Genomic DNA, 12,520 nt, shown 5'->3' with positions numbered 1-12,520 from the left:
TTTTGTAGACGCGGTTTCAACCGCCGTGTTGGTTTTTGTAGACGCGGTTTCAACCACCGTGTTGGTTTTTGTAGACGCGGTTTCAACCGCCGTCTCATCTTCGTTTTTGTAGACGCGGTTTCAACCGCCGTCTCATCTTGTCAATTGACAACAGATTTGATATAAAGATAAAACCTGATGCAATCGAGGATGTTTGAAGTGAAAGCAGTTATTTTATTGTCGGGAGGGCTGGATTCCTCAACAGTTTTGTATCAAGCAAAAGCCGACGGCTGCGAGTGTTACGCGATTTCCTTTGACTACCAGCAAAGGCACCGGCGGGAGTTGGAATCAGCAAGGGCGATCGCACTTTCAGCCAATGTTAAGGCACATCAGGTGGTAAACTTTGACCTGAGGCTGTGGGGCGGTTCGGCTTTGACGGACAATCAGATGGAATTGCCGATCGATCGCAACCTGACAGAAATGTCGCAAAACATCCCCATTACCTACGTTCCAGCTAGAAATACGATTTTTCTCAGCTTTGCGCTCGCCTACGCCGAAACCCTAGGAGCTCAGCGAATTTACATCGGCGTTAACGCTTTAGATTATTCCGGCTATCCCGACTGTCGCCTCGATTACATCCAAGCAATGCAGGAAGTCTTTCGGTTGGGAAGCAAGCAGGGAAGGGAAGGAGAAGCTATTAAAATTGTAACACCTTTAATTGAACTAAAAAAAACAGAAATTATTGAATTGGGTAACAAGTTGGGAGTGCCTTGGGAGCAAACTTGGTCTTGTTATGCAGGCGGCGAAAGTGCCTGCGGTGTTTGCGATTCTTGTCGGCTGCGGTTGGCGGCTTTTGAAGAATTGGGGTTGAAAGATCCGGTTCTTTATGCTTAAACATGACTTACGCAAGATCCAGTTAGTAGTTAGTAGGGTGCGTCAGAGGGCAAACCCTAATTATTTCGTACTCGCTTCAAGCCTGATGCACCTTACAAGTTATCTTGGGGTAATATTTTTGATATTTATTGTTGGATTTTAAAAGAAGGCTTTTTAGCTGAATTATTCAGATATTGATAGCTTGACAGAATTGGCTAATCGAAGACTAATACAAACTCATTTTGCTCAATTCGTTGGCGACCAAAGGCAATTTGGGATAATTTTGATAGATATAGATGGATTTATATATTTTAACGATCGCTACGGTCATATTGAAGGCGATGAAAAATTGAAACAGATTGCTAAGTTGATTTGCCAAAATTTACCGGATGGTATTGATGTCTTTCGAGCAGGTGGAGAGGAATTTATTATTATTGCTAATTTAAAGATGGCAGAAGTTGTCTTATAGCAATGCAAATTTGTCAGGCAGTTAATCAGCATTTTTTTCATCTTCCCCCATTGGAAAGATTTTTTTGTATGAGCGATAGCAGTTATGTAAAAGTTAAGTTTCCGTTGACAGTATCTTGCGGGGTAGCTTTCTATCCCGAACATGGTGTAGATTATTCCACTCTGTATCGGGCAGCAGACGAAGCAGCACTAAGAGCAGGCAAACGCCTATATGGTGGTGTTGTGGGTGTAGCGATGAATTTATAAAGCAATACGGTTCACTTAAGACCGATGCCCCCTAACCCCCCTTAATAAGGCTACGGTGTACACACAACTCATGAGATCCCCCCTAGCCCCCCTTGAAAAAGGGGGGAACCGGAGTCAAAGTCCCCCTTCTTAAGGGGAATTTAGGGGGATCTCCGAGGATTTTGGTTCTACACAGAGATGTGTGTACACGGTAGCTTAATAAGGGGGGGACAAGAAAGCTCTTAAAGTCCCGCTACAACCTTTCTTGATGCGAGGGGGATCTCCAACCATAAGGAGTCTTAAGTGAACCGTATTGATTTATAAAGTTCTTGTTTTTCGCCTTCGACGCAGAACGAAAATAATGACTTCTAAACTATCACAAAATTAAGGACGATCGGCTTAAACACTTCGCAGATAATTGCTGTTAAGTTAAGAGTTGTGGTATTTGCGATCGCCCTTTCCATCCCCAGCTTAACTAGAAAAATTCGCCACATCTCTCAACCCGCTATTCGATCGCCCTTTCGCCACAACTTCCCCGCCCGCAGCTACAATTTCACCCAAAATATCGCCCGCCGCCCCATCCAGCAACTGAATTTGAATTTGATCCAAGCGCGGCCCGCACGCAGAAACCACCGTAAGTTCCGCATTTTCGCAGCGCCAAACTTCCCCGACAGCCGGCATTCTTTGCAACTGATAGCTCAAAAAACCTCCGATTGTCTGATATTCGTCAGTTACCGGCAAATCCAAACTCAATATTTGATTCACATCATCGACATTTAACTGCGCTTGCACTAAAAAAGTGCGATCGTCCAATACTTGCAAAGCAATTTCTTTGTTGTCCGACGACTGGTAAGTGCGGCCGATAATTTCCGCGATCAAATCCCTTAGCGTCACCAATCCGGAAATGCCGCCAAATTCATCAACAACGATCGCAATTTCTTCCGACGAACTCTGCATCAAAGGCAATAATTCCCCCAGCAGCATCATTTCCGGCACAAATCTCACCGCACTAATCCAAGTTACGATCGGCGTGTCGGCAGATAGCAAACCTTCAGCTAAGGGTTGCGCCAGTTGTTTAAAGCCAATAATCCCGATAATATCGTCTAATGAATCTCCCGTAACTGGATAGCGGGAATGGTTGGAAATCGCCATTTCGTCGAGCAAAGTTTGAAAAGTGGCCGTCTTCGGAAGTGCGATAATGCTCGGCCTGGGCACCATCACTGCTTCTACCCACACTTCCCCAAATTCAAACACGTTGTTGAGCAATTCTCGCTTTTCTGCTTCCAAGCCGCTTGATTCGCTGGAAGTAGCTATGATTAATTGCAGTTCTTCGGAAGTCACCGGCCGATGCCTGAGGTCGTATTCGAGTCCCGCAAGCTGCAATAGCGATCGAGTGGATTGATTGAGAAACGACACAAAGGGATTGAACAAACGGGAAATCAATAAACTCGGAGGCCCTAAACTTCTGGCTAGCTGTTCGGAATAAAGTAATGCTACAGATTTTGGCAGGATTTCCCCGAGTACGATTTGCAGATAAGCTAGCAGGAAAAAAGTTACTATTGATATGCCCAAAGAATGGGCGATCGCCTCTTTGATGTAAATTGGCAGCGGTAAATAGCCGATAGACATTCGGACTAGCACGGCGATCGTATCTTCTCCAATCCAGCCGAGAGCTAAACTAGATAGAGTGATGCCCAACTGCATTGTCGAGAGCAAGCGCTCGATACTTTGTATCAAAGATTGAACAGTTATAGCCGGAACATCGCCGGCTTCTACTAACTGATTGATGCGCGATCGGCGTACCGTCACCATCGAAAACTCCGCCGCCACAAAAAAAGCATTGATCGCAATCAGCAGCAGCACTGACAGCAACCGCGACAGCACCTCTGTCCAAGTCATCGCGGGTAAATCAGCTATCTCCTGAACTCTGGCGCCTAAAAGTGACACAATGCTCCCTAGAACAACTTTCTCGATCGAACATGAGAATCGGTCTGGAGGTTTTGTCTCCTGATTGTCTTACTTCGCCACTGGAATGCCAGATATTTGCAATTGCAGTTTTTGACCGGGATAATCTGTCAGAGTCAAAGAAACTTCTTTCGCATTTTCTAGCAAAGCTGTGGGAATACTCACCGTACCGTAAAACACCTGCCCGTTGGGCGGCAGTTCCGCCGGCAAATCCTCGGCTGTGGCGCTCAAGGCTCGGCCTTGATTGTCAGTAACGTTTAAGAAACTATAGAGAAATCTCACAGCTTGGGAGCCTTCGTTTTTCATGCTCACGTCTAGCAGCATCGAGTTGCTGCGCTGACTCGCCGCGCTCACTTCCAGCGTGACTCCCCCGTCGCGACTATTTAGGGGAAACTTGGCGGTAGCATTTGACGCAGCAGCTTTTTTCGCTGTCGCTGGTTTTGAGCTTGCTTTGTCTTTATTATTTGCTTGAGCTGTGGTTTTCTCTGGATCGCGACCTTCTACCCGCGCTTTCACGGTTTTGAGAATGTCTTTTTCTTTCAAAATGCTCACTTGCTCTTTGCTAGCCACATTTCCCTGCTTGCCGCTGCGAGCGTTGTTGCTGGGGCGAACATCGGGTTGAGTCGTTCCTTTTAAGGCTTCGCGACCTATCGTAAATCCCCAAACAGAACTCGTCACACCTGCTCCAAACATCAGAGCCAGCAGAATTAGAGTCAGCACTACCGTCGAATTCACTGCCATTGCCTACTAAGTTTATGCCGAATCAAAGTATAAACTGCTAATTTCGGTCGATCGACCCCCAGCACAGAGGCGTTCGAGGCGATCGGGGATTTCACAGATCTAAACATTTTGATTTTTGTTCTCTAGTTCTAGCACGGACTGGGAAATTATGTTATAATTAGTTCTAAAGTTAGATCGCAAGTCGATTTAACGGCAGTTGGCCGAGCGGTTTAGGCAGCGAACTCATAATTCGCCCCAGGCAGGTTCAACTCCTGCACTGCCGATTTTAAGTAAAGTTAAGATGCTCCGCGCCAAGAAACCCGGTTTCTTTCGAGATACAAGTCAGGGACGCATGGGAGGCGAGAAACCGGGTTTCTACAAATTTTTACGTTTAGTAACGAGAAATATACGTAGAAACCCGGTTTCTTAGGTCTATCGCGCGATCGAGACAAACTAGACATTCGATCGATCGACTCCTTCCTAAGATATGTTGGCTTGGTGGGGTCGATCGCACTGCACTCCAAAAATTATGATTCCGATACCGACATTCAAGATTTCAAGGCTTAATCAATTCCACTCCGTCGCGCCCGTCGATTTCTTGAACGTACACCTTAACTTGTTCTTCCTTTGCAGTCGGTAACTGTTTACCCGTAAAATCCGGTTGAATCGGTACTTCTCGGTGGCCGCGATCGAGCAATACGGCCAACCAAATTTTTTCGGGCCGCCCGTAATCGTTTACCGCATTCAAAGCCGCTCGAATCGTTCTGCCTTTATAGATAACGTCATCTACCAACACTACTGTTTTGCCGGTCAAATCGAAGGGAATTTCTGTTTTCGCCGGCGTCCGCATCGCCACTCGATCCAAGTCATCTCGATAAAACGTAATATCCAAAGCGCCCACGCAGACTTTGACTTGTTCGAGAACTTCAATTTGCGCTGCTAACATTTGAGCCAATGGCACTCCTCTAGTATGAATTCCCAACAGCACTAACTGCGACGGCTCTCCTGATTTTTCGACAATCTGGGAAGCGACGCGGGTGAGAGTGCGCCTCACTTCATCCGGGGATAAAATTTCGATGATTTTAGTCATTGGCTTGCTGGGAGCTAATTGTTGGCTGTTTGCCGATCGAACAATTTGATATTTGACATTTGAGATTGACTTGAGAATTGAATCTGGGGTGGGAAGTGCTAGCGTCCCAATTTTTGGGGTTCTAAAGTTTTGTCGGAGGTGTTTGTATCTATTGATGTCGCCATGCGCTTAGCGGACAAAAGACCATGCAGTACAAACAAGCAATGATAGAGCCAACCAAATCAGAAAGCAATACCGAGTTAATTGCAAAGCTTGACAAATTTGTTCTGGGGCGATCGGGCGAATCGGTTCGCCTAAGAGCGGTTTTTGTTTGACAACTGAGCGATAGGAATTTGTACCTCCTAGCTGTACTCCCAAGATGGCCGCGTAGGCGCACTCGCTCCAACCGGAATTGGGACTGGCATCTTTAACAGCATCTCTCTGACAAATCTGCCAAATGTAGGTGGGTTTGCCAGATATAACGGCTAAAGTAATGACTGTTAGGCGGCAAGGAATCCACGTCAGCAAGTCTTCGAGTTTGGCACTAAACCATCCTAAATCAGTGTATGGCGCTTCTTTGTAGCCGACTGTAGAATCTAATGTGCTGGCTGCTTTGTAAGCGATCGCGCAGGGGACGATCGCCTCAAACCACATCGAGTTAGGAGCGATCGACCAATTGGTAAGACTTAATAATAGATGCGGCAGAGCGAACCCAACTAGGGCATAAAATAGCGGGGCACTCACGCCATCGACTGCATTCTCTGTTACTGTTTCTAACAGTGCTCTGAGTATTTCTGGCTCGGATAAGTTTTCGGTATCCCGGCCGACGTAGAGGCTCAACCGTTCTCGCGCCTTGACTAAATCTCCCATATTTAAAGGTGCTAGCACATCTTGGGCCGCCGCTCTCAAACTGCGACCGGCAAAACAACTTGCCAGCAAAATCGTCTGCACGGCAATACTGCAAACAGGATGCACCCAACTAGCAGCAACGACGATCGACAAACTGACAGTATAACTGCCTAGAATCAGCCCGATCGCTAGTATTGTACCAGCACATCGTAGCTGTCTGTGGTGCCCCTCGCCTGTTGGACGATCGCCAGATAGAGGCATTTTGCCACAGGGAATATTCCAGATATTAAAGACAAGTCGAGTATAGCGCTCGATCGCCCAACCCATCGCCTGCACTGGATGCGGCCAACCCCAAGGATCGCCGATCGAATAATCCAATACCGCAGCTAAAATCAAAACAGCAAATCGATCGGACATCATTATATATAGTCTCAAACTTGATAGTCAGTCCCACCAGGAGCATCCGCGAGCAGGGCGCAGGTTTTAACTGCTGTTACTCTTGCGGACTTGGATTTTAGAAGGCAAATTTTAAGTGCTGAGATTACTTTCGTCGTGCAGCAAGTGTACGTTATGCTCCCAACGAACACCATCAAAGGGTAGAATATCAAATTCAGAAATGGCATCAGAGTCAAGACAGCGGACGTTGACATCGAATCGATCGGGATGCGATCGGGGGCGATAGAACGAGTGAATGCCACAAATCCGGCAGAAAGTATGTTTAGCAGTGCCTGTATTAAACGTATAGGTTGTCAAAACATCTTCGCCGCTCAACAACGTAAAACGTTCCGGCGGCACAATCAGGTGCAAAAATCCTTTCTTCTTACAGATAGAGCAGTTGCAATCCGAAGCTTGGTGTTTGTCAACCGCGACTGTGAAGCGGACAGCACCGCAGTGACAGCCACCGGAGTAGGTAACAAGTGTTGTGTCCATGTTTGTTTGCTGGCGATCGTCTAAATTAACTTACCATTTAAATGATAAAGCTAGTTTCTTCCCCAAGAGCAGCTTGCCAACTGCGGACATCATAGTATAAGTCTTCGAGGGAAATACTGTACAGCGCTTCGGCAAGTTTTTTGTGCAATCGGTTCCACAAACTGAATGTAACCCAGTCCTCTGGTTGGTTCGCGTCGGGAGAATGTCGAGGTAAAGGTTGAATAGTTTCCCCTACAGCCTCTAAGATTTGTCCTAAAGAGATTTGAGCAGGCTCCCTGGCCAATTGATATCCTCCTTGGGAGCCGCGAACTGATTGGACTAAACCGGCTCGTCGCATTTCAATCAGCAATTTTTCGAGATACGGAGCTGGTAACTCCTGTCGGTTGGCGATCGATTTCACCGATGTCGGCCCGAACCGAGGTTGCAAACTTAGATCCAGTAATGCTTTGACACTGTAGTGTCCGCGTGTGGTTAACTTCATGGGATTTTAAGATCGGGGGCAAATATTCAGCTAGCTGATAGCTGATAGCTTATGCTACCGAGTTTAGAGATTGCTCGCACAGTCAAGAGCAGCTACTCCTCAAGAAAGACTCAACCTTGTTAAAAATATTTAGATAATAGTGGTTAACAATTGAGCAGTTCAGTGTAATATGGTTTTACGACCGGCTATCAAGCTAAAGTTTCTTGGTTCAACCCAAAACCAACCGAGAAAAATTCCGTACACCAGTTGAATATTTCAGGACTCAGTAAATGGCTAAAAAGAAAAATATCGAACCCCTAGAAGGCGAAGCTCTGATCAAAAAGGTCAAAGACCTAGAGAACCTTACCAAGGAAGAAAAAGCTAGAGCCTGCGGCTACTACACCGTTACCAAAAACGGCGTTGAACGCGTCAACATGATGAAATTCCTGAATGCGCTGATTGATGCAGAAGGCATTCAGCTAGACGGGAAGCAAAACGGTAACGGACGCGGCGGACGTTCTGCAAGCTATCGCATTAGCGTTCAATCTAACGGCAACTTACTGATTGGAGCAGCCTACACGAAACAGATGGAACTCCAGCCTGGAGATGAATTTGAAATCTCTTTGGGACGCAAGCACATTCACCTGCGCCAAATAGATCGCGAAGAAGTAGCCTAGACCTTGACTTTTTGCTTGGACTTTTTGCTTGAACAGGTTGGTTTGAGTTGAAGCATTGACCGCAGGCAGAGATTTGGCTCTGAAATTTTTCAGCGTGCTTAAAACAGTATGGATGCTATAGATGGCAATGGCTCGACAAAAGCCACTGCCACTACTTTATATTTTCTGAGAATACCTATTCTCGCCCCTCGCTAGATCCCTATGGAGCAGCGGGGATTTTCCGCGTAGCTGTTGACAGTTGACAGTTGACAGCTTGCGCTGAGCGAAGTCGAAGAGTTGACAGCTTGCGCGCTCGCGACTTGCCCGCCCGCGAAGTCGAGGGGAGTCGAAGAGTTGACAGTTGACAGTTGATTGGAAAGCAGTTGACAGTTGACAGTTGACAGTTGATTGGAAAGCAGTTGACAGTTGACAGTTGACAGTTCCTCGAACAACGAAGAGGTTCGAGGGAAGATGATTCATCGCCCAATCTCAAATCGAAAATCGACTGACTCGAAGCAAGCAGCCTCGATCGCCCGTAAATGAAATTATCAGCCGAAACAGTTAAAGTGTTAGGGAGCAATTAGTCACCAGCCTATGCCGTTGCCCCGATTCGCCTTTCAAACTTCCCAACAGCCAACTAAAATACCCCTGCGCGGCCTTCTAGTAGCCTGTTTTGTGGTGCAAATCGTCGCAGCAGTCGGGATTGTCGGATATCTTTCTTTTCGTAACGGAGAAAGAGCAGTCGAAGAGCTAGCCCAGAAATTGATGGCCCAGACGGGGAAGAGAGTTGAAGAAAAGCTGAGTGTTTTTTTGGAAAATGCCCACTGGGTAAATCAACTTAATGCAGAGGCGATCGACCGCAGGGAATTAAACTTAGAGTTAGAAGGGCGCCAAATTCGGGGAGAGAAGTTCCTGTGGCAGCAAATGCGATCGTTTAAAAGCATTCAGTGGATTTCCCTCGGTTCTGCAAGATCGGGAGCATATCTCGGCATTTGGCACAACCGGAAAAACAACAGCTTGCAAATTGTCGCCGCTAACAAGTCTACCAACTCTCACAACATTTACTACGCTACAGACAACAGAGGCACTCGCACGGGCAAATTAAACGCAGAAGCGGGAACCTACGATGCCCGCCTCCGCCCTTGGTACAAAGAAGCTGTCGCAGCTAACAAACCGATTTGGACGAGCATTTATCGGGGTTTTACTCCCGGGACTGTGTTTATTGCCGCCAGCCAACCGATTCGCGATCGCAACGGTAAATTGCTGGGAGTTTGTGCCGTAGATTTTTCACTCTCGGAGATCGAGCAATATCTCCAGCGCCTTAATTTTAGCAATACCGGACAAATTTTTGCGATCGAACGATCGGGCTTGCTGGTTGCCAGTTCCAGTCAAGAATCACCCTTTAGAAAGATGCCCCGAAAGCAGGAAGTGCAACGGCTGAATGTTTTAGACAGCCAAAGTCCGGTGATTCGCACCGCAGCTAACTATGTCTACGAACAGTTTGGAGGCTTTGGTCAGATTCACCAGCGACAGCAACTGAAATTTAGCCGGGATGGGAAAGCATATTTTTTAGAGGTGCTGCCATTTTCTGATAGTTACGGTTTGAACTGGCTGATCGCGATCGCCGTTCCCGAATCCGATTTCATGGGGCAAATTAATCAAAATACCCGCACTACAATTTTACTTTGTGTCGGGGCGCTGCTGCTATCGACAATTGCCGGAGTGGTGACAGCCCGGTGGGTGACTCTGCCGCTGCTGCGGCTCAAAGTCGCAGCTAAAGATATCGCCACAGGAGAATTCGATCGCGCTGTTGCTGTCAGCAGGCTGGATGAAGTCGGTGACTTAGCCGAGTCTTTTAATGAAATGGCCGCTCAATTGAAAAAGTCTTTTGAAGCTTTGGCGTCTAGTGAAGAAAAATTTGCCAAGCTGTTAGAAAGCTTGCCGGTTGGAGTCACAGCCCTGACTCCGACGGGTAGCACTATTTTTATGAATTCAGTGGGAGAAGAGCTGGCGGGTAAAGGGGCGATGCCAAATACAACCGCAACAGAACTCTCAGAAACTTATCAGCTTTATGTAGCAGGAACCGATCGGCTGTACCCGATGGAGGATTCCCCGTTTGCACGGGCTGCGAAGGGTGAAACAATGCTCGTTGAAGATATGGAAATTCGCCCAGGTGGGAAAATTATCTCTTTGCAAGTGCGATCGATGCCGGTGTTTGACGCTGAGGGCAATGTCCTTTATGTGATTATTGTTTTTCAAGATATCACCGATCGCAAACACGCAGAGCAAATATTGGCTGACTACAACCGGACTCTGGAAATTAAAGTAGCCTCGCGCACCACCGAGTTAGCCCAAATCAATGCCCGCTTGGAACTCGAAATTGAGGAGCGCAAGCAAGCTACCAAAATTATCCGCGCATCGCGGGACTTTAATTTAAAGATTATCGAAAATTCTCCGATCTTTTTTGTGGCGATCGACTGTGAGGGTAAAATCCTGCGGGCGAATGACTGTATGCTGCAAGCTGTGGGCTATAGTGCCGCAGAAGTTATCGGCAAAGATTATTTAGCTACATTTGTACCCGAGGGCGATCGAGCCGGATTGCACTCGATTTTTAAAGGTGTCAAAGCCAGCCTGCAAACGGTTAACGAGCACCGGATTCTCACAAAGTGCGATCGCACTTTGTTAGTCGAGTGGCACGGTACGCCGGTTTTGGATGAAAATGGCAATTTTGACTTTATGTTTGGATTTGGGATTGATATCGGGCAACGGAAACAAGCCGAATTAGCCTTGGAAAAAAGCGAAGCTCTGTTTCACAAATTAGCGATCACGGTTCCCGGAGAACTTTACATATTCGTGCAGCATCTCGACGGCTCAGTCAATATGGAATATATCAGTCCTCTGTGCCGAGAAATTCAAGAATTAGAGCCGGAGGCAATCCAAAACAACTCTGCTTTACTCTACGAACAAATGCACCCGGACGATCGCCTCAACCACTCAGAGGCAATTGTCAAAAGTGCGACTGAGCTTGAACCATTTGCCCACGAATGGCGGATTGTGACAGCATCGGGACAACTCAAATGGCTGCAAGGCTATGCTCGACCGGAAAAGCGGGAAAATGGAGATATCGTCTGGCACGGCGTAATACTTGATATTAGCGATCGCAAACAAGCAGAACAAGAACTCAAACAAGCCGCATTAGCAGCAGAAGCCGCCAACAAAACTAAAACCATATTTCTCGCCAACATGAGCCACGAATTGCGAACCCCCCTCAACGCCATTCTCGGCTTCGCTCAATTAATGGAACCCAGCGATAATTTAACTTTGCAGGAAAAAGAAAATATCAAAATTATTCGTCGCAGCGGAGAGCACCTGCTGCAACTGATCAATCAAATCTTAGACTTATCTAAAATCGAAGCGGGGCGCATGACACTCAACGTCAAAAACTTTGACTTGTACCGCTTGCTGGGCGACGTGCAAAATATGTTGCAACTCCCCGCGCAAAATAAAGGATTATCATTAATTATCAACTGCTCCTCCGATGTTCCCCAATATATCCAAACTGATGAAGTTAAGTTGCGACAAGTGCTGATTAATCTTTTAGATAATGCCTTTAAATTTACCGAAAAAGGAGGAATTACATTAACAGTACGACAGAAAACAGAAGAAAAAGTTGGGCAAGCAACAAACGAATTTATAAAATCAAATAGAAAAAATATAAATATTTGGTTTGAGATTGCAGATACAGGAATGGGTATATCAACCGAAGAATTAGGCAGTATATTTGAATTATTTGTGCAAACTTCATCGGGCAAGAAAATTCAGAAAGGTACGGGATTAGGATTAAGTATCAGCCGCGATTTTATCAAATTAATGGGCGGCGATATTACCGCAGAGAGCGAAGTTGGACGCGGCACAGTATTAAAATTTGATATTCAAGTTATGACAGCAGTCAGCTTAGTTCCAGCGGTAGAAACATATGTTGAGGTAAAGGATTTATGGGAGAATTCAACTATCGCCACCGAAAAAATATCGGATAATGCTGAAATATTTACATTTGACTCAAAACCGAACTTTTCCCCAGAATGGACGAGCAATCTTAAACAAGCCACCCATCAGGCTGAATTCGACTTGATGGCTAAAATAATTGATGAAATCCGCAGCGATAATCATGTTTTTGCAGACGTTCTAATGAATCATTTATATAATTTTGATTACAAAAAGATTCTCGATTTGATTGCATCAATTGAGCGGGAGATTGCACCTAATGACTGATAACTAATACCATTTCTTCCCAAAAATAAAACAGTATTTTTAGGGTGAGTAGCA

At 46.2% G+C, this 12,520-nt stretch carries 12 protein-coding genes and 1 tRNA gene; 6 read left to right on the top strand and 7 right to left on the bottom strand.

Annotation, left to right across the window (positions count from 1 at the left end; translation table 11 throughout):
* The first annotated feature begins 198 nt into the window (after positions 1-198).
* The 3 genes from queC (at position 199) to QZW47_RS04815 (ending at position 1,566) form a co-directional block, all read left to right on the top strand.
* A complete protein-coding gene (gene queC, locus QZW47_RS04825) occupies positions 199-873 on the top strand; it encodes a 7-cyano-7-deazaguanine synthase QueC (protein WP_293124579.1) in 675 nt (224 codons plus the stop codon).
* 181 nt (positions 874-1,054) lie between these two features.
* Positions 1,055-1,321 carry a diguanylate cyclase gene (locus tag QZW47_RS04820; RefSeq protein ID WP_293124577.1) on the top strand — a complete coding sequence of 89 codons (267 nt, stop codon included), beginning with the start codon at positions 1,055-1,057 and terminating at the stop codon, positions 1,319-1,321.
* 68 nt (positions 1,322-1,389) lie between these two features.
* Positions 1,390-1,566: a hypothetical protein gene (locus QZW47_RS04815; protein ID WP_293124575.1), complete on the top strand. Its 177-nt coding sequence runs from the start codon at positions 1,390-1,392 to the stop codon at positions 1,564-1,566.
* Positions 1,567-1,913: 347 nt separating this feature from the next.
* Here the strand turns inward: QZW47_RS04815 and QZW47_RS04810 are convergent, their stop codons facing one another.
* The 3 genes from QZW47_RS04810 to QZW47_RS04800 form a co-directional block, all read right to left on the bottom strand.
* A complete protein-coding gene (locus QZW47_RS04810) occupies positions 1,914-2,039 on the bottom strand; it encodes a hypothetical protein (RefSeq protein WP_293124573.1) in 126 nt (41 codons plus the stop codon).
* On the bottom strand, positions 2,017-3,492 hold the full coding sequence (locus QZW47_RS04805; RefSeq protein WP_366930804.1) for a hemolysin family protein: 1,476 nt from the start codon (positions 3,490-3,492) through the stop codon (positions 2,017-2,019). The genes QZW47_RS04810 and QZW47_RS04805 overlap by 23 nt, the downstream gene beginning before the upstream one ends.
* A 69-nt stretch (positions 3,493-3,561) precedes the next feature.
* Positions 3,562-4,251 carry a hypothetical protein gene (locus QZW47_RS04800; protein ID WP_293124571.1) on the bottom strand — a complete coding sequence of 230 codons (690 nt, stop codon included), beginning with the start codon at positions 4,249-4,251 and terminating at the stop codon, positions 3,562-3,564.
* A 190-nt stretch (positions 4,252-4,441) separates the two neighbouring features.
* Here QZW47_RS04800 and QZW47_RS04795 point away from each other — a divergent pair.
* Positions 4,442-4,514, top strand: a tRNA-Ile gene (locus QZW47_RS04795).
* A gap of 272 nt (positions 4,515-4,786) precedes the next feature.
* Here QZW47_RS04795 and pyrR read toward each other — a convergent pair.
* From pyrR to QZW47_RS04775, 4 genes are all read right to left on the bottom strand, one after another.
* Positions 4,787-5,320 (bottom strand): bifunctional pyr operon transcriptional regulator/uracil phosphoribosyltransferase PyrR, encoded by a 534-nt coding sequence (pyrR, locus tag QZW47_RS04790; protein ID WP_293124569.1) that lies wholly within the window; start codon positions 5,318-5,320, stop codon positions 4,787-4,789.
* 168 nt (positions 5,321-5,488) lie between these two features.
* Positions 5,489-6,568 carry an adenosylcobinamide-phosphate synthase CbiB gene (cbiB, locus tag QZW47_RS04785; RefSeq protein WP_293124567.1) on the bottom strand — a complete coding sequence of 360 codons (1,080 nt, stop codon included), beginning with the start codon at positions 6,566-6,568 and terminating at the stop codon, positions 5,489-5,491.
* Between the two features lie 108 nt (positions 6,569-6,676).
* Complete coding sequence (locus tag QZW47_RS04780; RefSeq protein WP_293124565.1) at positions 6,677-7,078, bottom strand: GFA family protein; 402 nt, start codon at positions 7,076-7,078, stop codon at positions 6,677-6,679.
* A gap of 37 nt (positions 7,079-7,115) precedes the next feature.
* Positions 7,116-7,559 carry an Rrf2 family transcriptional regulator gene (locus tag QZW47_RS04775; RefSeq protein WP_293124563.1) on the bottom strand — a complete coding sequence of 148 codons (444 nt, stop codon included), beginning with the start codon at positions 7,557-7,559 and terminating at the stop codon, positions 7,116-7,118.
* A 269-nt stretch (positions 7,560-7,828) separates the two neighbouring features.
* On the opposite strand from QZW47_RS04775, the gene QZW47_RS04770 reads away from it, so the two are divergent.
* Both QZW47_RS04770 and QZW47_RS04765 read left to right on the top strand, forming a co-directional pair.
* Positions 7,829-8,215: an AbrB family transcriptional regulator gene (locus tag QZW47_RS04770; RefSeq protein WP_293124561.1), complete on the top strand. Its 387-nt coding sequence runs from the start codon at positions 7,829-7,831 to the stop codon at positions 8,213-8,215.
* 573 nt (positions 8,216-8,788) lie between these two features.
* Entirely contained in the window at positions 8,789-12,466 is a 3,678-nt protein-coding gene (locus QZW47_RS04765; protein WP_293124559.1) for a PAS domain S-box protein, read from the top strand.
* Positions 12,467-12,520: the final 54 nt, after the last annotated feature.

This window comes from Microcoleus sp. bin38.metabat.b11b12b14.051, assembly GCF_013299165.1.
Classification (GTDB): domain Bacteria; phylum Cyanobacteriota; class Cyanobacteriia; order Cyanobacteriales; family Microcoleaceae; genus Microcoleus.
Note: the sequence above shows the minus strand (reverse complement) of the source record. Positions and strands in the feature narration are given on the sequence as shown.

Excerpts from the sequence above, each read along its gene's own strand:
- QZW47_RS04810 (WP_293124573.1), bottom strand. The coding sequence starts at position 2,039 with ATGTGGCGAATTTTTCTAGTTAAGCTGGGGATGGAAAGGGCGATCGCA.
- pyrR (WP_293124569.1), bottom strand. The coding sequence starts at position 5,320 with ATGACTAAAATCATCGAAATTTTATCCCCGGATGAAGTGAGGCGCACT.
- QZW47_RS04765 (WP_293124559.1), top strand. The coding sequence starts at position 8,789 with ATGCCGTTGCCCCGATTCGCCTTTCAAACTTCCCAACAGCCAACTAAA.
- QZW47_RS04780 (WP_293124565.1), bottom strand. The coding sequence starts at position 7,078 with ATGGACACAACACTTGTTACCTACTCCGGTGGCTGTCACTGCGGTGCT.
- QZW47_RS04770 (WP_293124561.1), top strand. The coding sequence starts at position 7,829 with ATGGCTAAAAAGAAAAATATCGAACCCCTAGAAGGCGAAGCTCTGATC.
- QZW47_RS04775 (WP_293124563.1), bottom strand. The coding sequence starts at position 7,559 with ATGAAGTTAACCACACGCGGACACTACAGTGTCAAAGCATTACTGGAT.
- QZW47_RS04800 (WP_293124571.1), bottom strand. The coding sequence starts at position 4,251 with ATGGCAGTGAATTCGACGGTAGTGCTGACTCTAATTCTGCTGGCTCTG.
- QZW47_RS04815 (WP_293124575.1), top strand. The coding sequence starts at position 1,390 with ATGAGCGATAGCAGTTATGTAAAAGTTAAGTTTCCGTTGACAGTATCT.
- cbiB (WP_293124567.1), bottom strand. The coding sequence starts at position 6,568 with ATGATGTCCGATCGATTTGCTGTTTTGATTTTAGCTGCGGTATTGGAT.